The sequence below is a fragment of the Henriciella sp. genome (assembly GCF_049649345.1).
GTDB lineage: Bacteria > Pseudomonadota > Alphaproteobacteria > Caulobacterales > Hyphomonadaceae > Henriciella.
Map to the genome: position 1 here is coordinate 1 of NZ_JBARZC010000477.1, position 4,510 is coordinate 4,510.

Consider the following 4,510-nt stretch of genomic DNA (forward strand, 5'->3'; position numbering starts at 1 on the left):
TGTCTAGGCTGCGCGACAGCTCGACGAGGCGCGCTTCTTGTCCGGGGGCGCAGGCGACCGAATAGTCCCGGCCTCTTATCGTGATGTCTGCCTTGGCCATCAGCTTGTGCCTTCGCGGTTGAGCGCGGCGCGAACCTCGCTTATCGCCGCGCCGAGCGCTTCGGAGGCTTCATCGGCCAGCGCCTGCAACTGGCGTTCACGGGCCAGCGAGGCATCGAGTTCGTCTGCCAGCCTGGCCCGGTCTGCCAGCATGGCGGCCAGTTCGCGTTTGACCACGCCCGGATCACCGGCCCGCTCGAAAAGGGAATCAAGCGCCCCTTCAAGACGCGAGAGCGCCTTGTCGAGCCTCTGGGCAGATGAATTCACTTTATCCATATCTTTTCCGATAGCAGGATGCAGGCCAGTTCGCCAAGCAGGTTGACATCTGAGGGTGCAGACGTCCAAAGCGAAGCAAACAACAGGGGTATCACATGGCCGTTGAACACAAGGACATGGCAAATGCCATCCGCGCACTGTCGATGGACGCCGTCGAACAGGCCAAATCAGGACATGTCGGCCTGCCGCTGGGCATGGCTGATATCGCTACCATTCTGTGGACGCATTATCTGAAACATGACCCGGCGGACCCCTACTGGCCGGACCGTGACCGGTTTGTCCTGTCAGCCGGCCACGGCTCGATGCTGGTCTACTCGCTGCTGCATCTGACCGGCTATGACAGTGTCAGCCGCGAGGATATCCGCAATTTCCGCCAGCTTGGCGGCAAGACGCCCGGCCACCCTGAGAATTTCATCACCCCCGGCGTCGAGACGACGACAGGCCCGCTCGGCCAGGGCCTTGCGACCGCTGTCGGCATGGCGATCGCCGAGCGCCACCTCAATGCGCGCTTCGGCGATGATCTTGTCGACCACAAGACCTGGGTGATTGCCGGCGATGGCTGCCTGATGGAAGGCATCAGCCAGGAAGCGATCACGCTTGCCGGCCACATGAAGCTCAACAAGCTGATCGTGCTGTTTGACGACAATTCGGTCACCATTGATGGCTCGACCGATCTTTCCGATGACACCGACCAGTGCAAACGTTTCGAAGCGGCTGGCTGGGTGACAAAGCGGATCGACGGGCACAATACCGAAGAGATCTATGCCGCGCTCGACTGGGCACAAAACCAGGACAAGCCGGCGATGATCGCCTGCAAGACCATCATCGGCTATGGCGCGCCGACCATTGCCGGCACCGGCAAGGCGCATGGCGGGCCGTATGGCGAAGAGGAAATCGCCGGCATCCGCAAGAATATCGGCTGGAGCCATGAGCCCTTCGTGATCCCGGAAGATATCGAGCATGCCTGGAAGCGCGAAGGCGCACACGCCGCGCATCTGCATGACGAGTGGAAGACCCGACGCGACGGATCGGGTCACAAGGCCGACTTCGAAAAAGCGATTTCGGGCGAGCTTGGCGATATCGCCGCCGTCGTGCGCGCGCACAAGAAATCGGTGGTCGACGGCGGCAAGGATGATGCGACGCGCAAATGGTCCGGCGCGGTTCTCGAAGAGCTGACAAAAGCCGTTCCGGAAATGGTCGGCGGTTCGGCAGACCTTTCAGGCTCGAACAACACGAAGACCAAGGCGATGGAGCCGATGACGCCGGACAATTGGGCCGGGCGCTATATCCATTATGGTGTGCGCGAGCATGGCATGGCCGCCGCAATGAACGGCATGGCGCTGCACAGGGGCATCATCCCTTATTCCGGCACCTTCCTTGTCTTCGCCGATTATTCTCGCGCCGCGATCCGGCTTGGCGCGCTGATGGGCGAGCGGGTTATCCATGTCATGACGCACGATTCCATCGGCCTCGGCGAAGACGGCCCGACCCACCAGCCGGTCGAACATGTCGCCAGCTTGCGCGCCATGCCGAATATGCACGTCTTCCGCCCGGCCGACGGCGTCGAGGCAGCCGAATGCTGGGAAATGGCGCTGAAGACCACGAGCGGGCCATCGACGATTGCGCTGACGCGCCAGAAAGTCGCGAGCGTTCGAAAGACCCACACCGACGAGAACCTGTCGGCAAAAGGCGGCTATGTGCTCTCTCCGGCAGAAGGCGATGAAAAGATCGTTCTGGTCGCGACAGGGTCCGAAGTCGAGATCGCTGTCGCCGCGCAGGCTGCGCTGAAAGACAAGGGCATCGGCGCGCGCGTCGTGTCCATGCCATGTATGGAGCTGTTCGAGGCGCAATCCGAAAGCTATCAGCGCGACACGCTCGGCGGCGACCTGCCGAAGATTGCGATCGAGGCCGGCGTCCGCTTCGGCTGGGACCGCTGGATCGGCCATGATGGCGGCTTTGTCGGCATGGACAGCTTCGGCGCCAGCGCGCCCTATCAGGACCTCTACAAAAAGTTCGGCATCACGCCAGACGCCGTGGTCGCTCTGGCAGAAAAGCTGGCTTAAAGCGAAGGCCTGCCAGCGGCCCGCCTCGCCCGCAGACGGGCGAGGACAATGGCAATGCCCGCTGTCGTGAGAGCTTTTTAGGCGTTTGAGCAGGCCCGCGCATGGTGAGCAAAGCATGCTCCAGCAACGGCCGGGGTCGAACCATGCGGGCATAGGCGCCTTCGCATCGAACGCCCTCAGCCTCCGATAAAACCAGTCAAATCAATAGCTTGTTTTGAAAGTCTTGCCGAGGGCTAGCCAAGGGAGCAAACTGTCATAAACTCGTTATGGGGAATCAGTAATGATGCCCGCGAAATCAAGGAGGTGCGTGTTCACTAGCGACATCAGACAACCATTGAGCAGGACCGTTGGAGGAGAACTGTAATGCCTGAAGTCCTGACCAAGCCCCCACACGGGCGCCCAGCTCTCGTTTTGAACGCGGACTACCGTCCACTTTCCTATTATCCGCTATCGCTCTGGCCCTGGCAGGATGTCGTCAAGGCGGTCTTCCTCGACCGCGTCGATATCATCGCCGAATATGATCAGGTCGTGCGGAGCCCAAGTTTCGAGATGCGGCTTCCATCCGTCATCGCGCTGCGCGAATTCGTCCGACAGGACCGCTCGCCCGCTTTCACGCGCTTCAACGTGTTCCTGCGCGATGGCTTCCAGTGCGTCTATTGCGGCGCTGGCGAGGATCTGACCTTCGATCATGTCATCCCGCGCTCGAAAGGCGGCAGAACGAGCTGGGCGAATATCGCGACCGCCTGCTCGCCATGCAATCTCAGAAAGGGCGGGCGCATGCCAGACGATGCGGGCATGATCCCGAACCGCAAGCCGCTGCAGCCGTCAAACTACCAGCTGCAGGAAATCGGCCGCCGCTTCCCGCCAAACCATCTGCACGAGACGTGGATGGATTATCTCTATTGGGATGTCGAACTCGAAGCATAAAAAAGCCCCGCCAGCAAATAGCAGGCGGGGCTCTTTTTAATTCAATCTACAATATACTCTACGCGTCAGGCGGGTTTTACCACTCGCCATCCGTTTCAGTCTCTGTCTCGGTTTCGACGGTCATCTCGCCGGTCTCGATCGAGTTCAGGACATAGGCATTCAGCCCATCCGTATCGAGCGAATCGATCTGGTCGGAAATTTCGCCATCACTTGCGGAATTAAGATCGGCAAGCTTGTCGATGGCGTCGTTCCGGTCGGCCACATAGGGGCCACCAACGCCAGCATCGGTTTCAGCCTCTGCATCGGTCTCGACTTCGACTTCAACGTCACCCGGGACTTCGCTTTCGACATAGTCTTCATAGCTCATCGTGGTGTCGCTCGGGTCGACGGATCCATCAAGATTGGACTCGGCAAGCGCGTCTTCTTCAGACTCGTAATAATTGCCACCCATTCCGGTTTCTGCATCGTCATCAAGTTCGACATCGATGTCTGCCGACTCGCGAAGGTCGAGATCTAGCTCGTCATCGGTCTCGTCGGTCATGGAATTGGCTTCCGTACGGACCTGGGTATCTATATCAGACCCTGTCTCAAGTGCCGTTGGCGGCGCGTCGAGTGTGGTCTGCGTTTCCGTTTCGGCTTCGACGCCGATTTCGTCATCGACGATCTGTGCGGTTGCAGGAATGGCCATCAGGGCGACGGCGGCTGTAGCGGTCAATAATGTGCGTTTCATCTCAGGGGTCTCCTAGCGTTCTGCTGTACCCAATCAACGGGCAGAGACGTGCGGCGTTCCGCAATAAGGGTTAATTCTCCTTAAGACGCGCGACCTGCAGTTCGACGCGCTTGATCTCGCGCAGCGTCGCCAGATGGTTCATCCGCATGAAGAGCCACATCTTCAGAAGACCGATGCCATTCACACCCGCAATCGCAAACCCGGCCCAAAGGACCGTCTCTTTCACTGTCTCTGCCCCAAAGGCATTAACGCCGCACCAGACCGAGATCGCGAAGATCACAAAGGTAAAAACGAAGACCGTTGCGGTCCAGTATTTCAGCGGCCCGGAAAAGGTCGCGCCTAGCTGGGTGAAGAGGCCCCGATCGTCTTCCAGATCCCTCAGGAACGCCTCGTCATGCTTGCTGAGGCTGTCGCC

Annotated in this window: 5 protein-coding genes; 2 read left to right on the forward strand and 3 right to left on the reverse strand. The window is 59.7% G+C overall.

Translation table 11 applies throughout. The features are described from left to right. Nucleotides 1-99: 99 nt before the first annotated feature. Nucleotides 100-375, reverse strand: a complete 276-nt coding sequence (locus WA989_RS13205) for a DUF4164 family protein (RefSeq protein ID WP_424340956.1) — start codon at nt 373-375, stop codon at nt 100-102. Nucleotides 376-470: 95 nt separating this feature from the next. Here WA989_RS13205 and tkt point away from each other — a divergent pair, with 95 nt between their 5' ends. After that, the gene (gene tkt / locus WA989_RS13210) at nt 471-2,438 is read left to right on the forward strand and encodes a transketolase (RefSeq protein WP_424340957.1); all 1,968 of its coding nucleotides are present in this window, start codon (nt 471-473) and stop codon (nt 2,436-2,438) included. A 363-nt stretch (nt 2,439-2,801) separates the two neighbouring features. Continuing rightward, nucleotides 2,802-3,365 carry an HNH endonuclease gene (locus tag WA989_RS13215; protein WP_424340958.1) on the forward strand — a complete coding sequence of 188 codons (564 nt, stop codon included), beginning with the start codon at nt 2,802-2,804 and terminating at the stop codon, nt 3,363-3,365. 76 nt (nt 3,366-3,441) lie between these two features. On the opposite strand, the gene WA989_RS13220 is transcribed toward WA989_RS13215, so the two are convergent. After that, complete coding sequence (locus WA989_RS13220; RefSeq protein ID WP_424340959.1) at nt 3,442-4,095, reverse strand: hypothetical protein; 654 nt, start codon at nt 4,093-4,095, stop codon at nt 3,442-3,444. 70 nt (nt 4,096-4,165) lie between these two features. Then, nucleotides 4,166-4,510 (reverse strand): DUF6768 family protein (locus WA989_RS13225; RefSeq protein ID WP_424340960.1); only part of this gene is annotated, 345 nt, incomplete at its 5' end.

Coding starts and splice junctions, on each gene's coding strand:
- WA989_RS13215 (WP_424340958.1), top strand. CDS start 2,802: ATGCCTGAAGTCCTGACCAAGCCCCCACACGGGCGCCCAGCTCTCGTT.
- WA989_RS13220 (WP_424340959.1), bottom strand. CDS start 4,095: ATGAAACGCACATTATTGACCGCTACAGCCGCCGTCGCCCTGATGGCC.
- WA989_RS13205 (WP_424340956.1), bottom strand. CDS start 375: ATGGATAAAGTGAATTCATCTGCCCAGAGGCTCGACAAGGCGCTCTCG.
- tkt (WP_424340957.1), top strand. CDS start 471: ATGGCCGTTGAACACAAGGACATGGCAAATGCCATCCGCGCACTGTCG.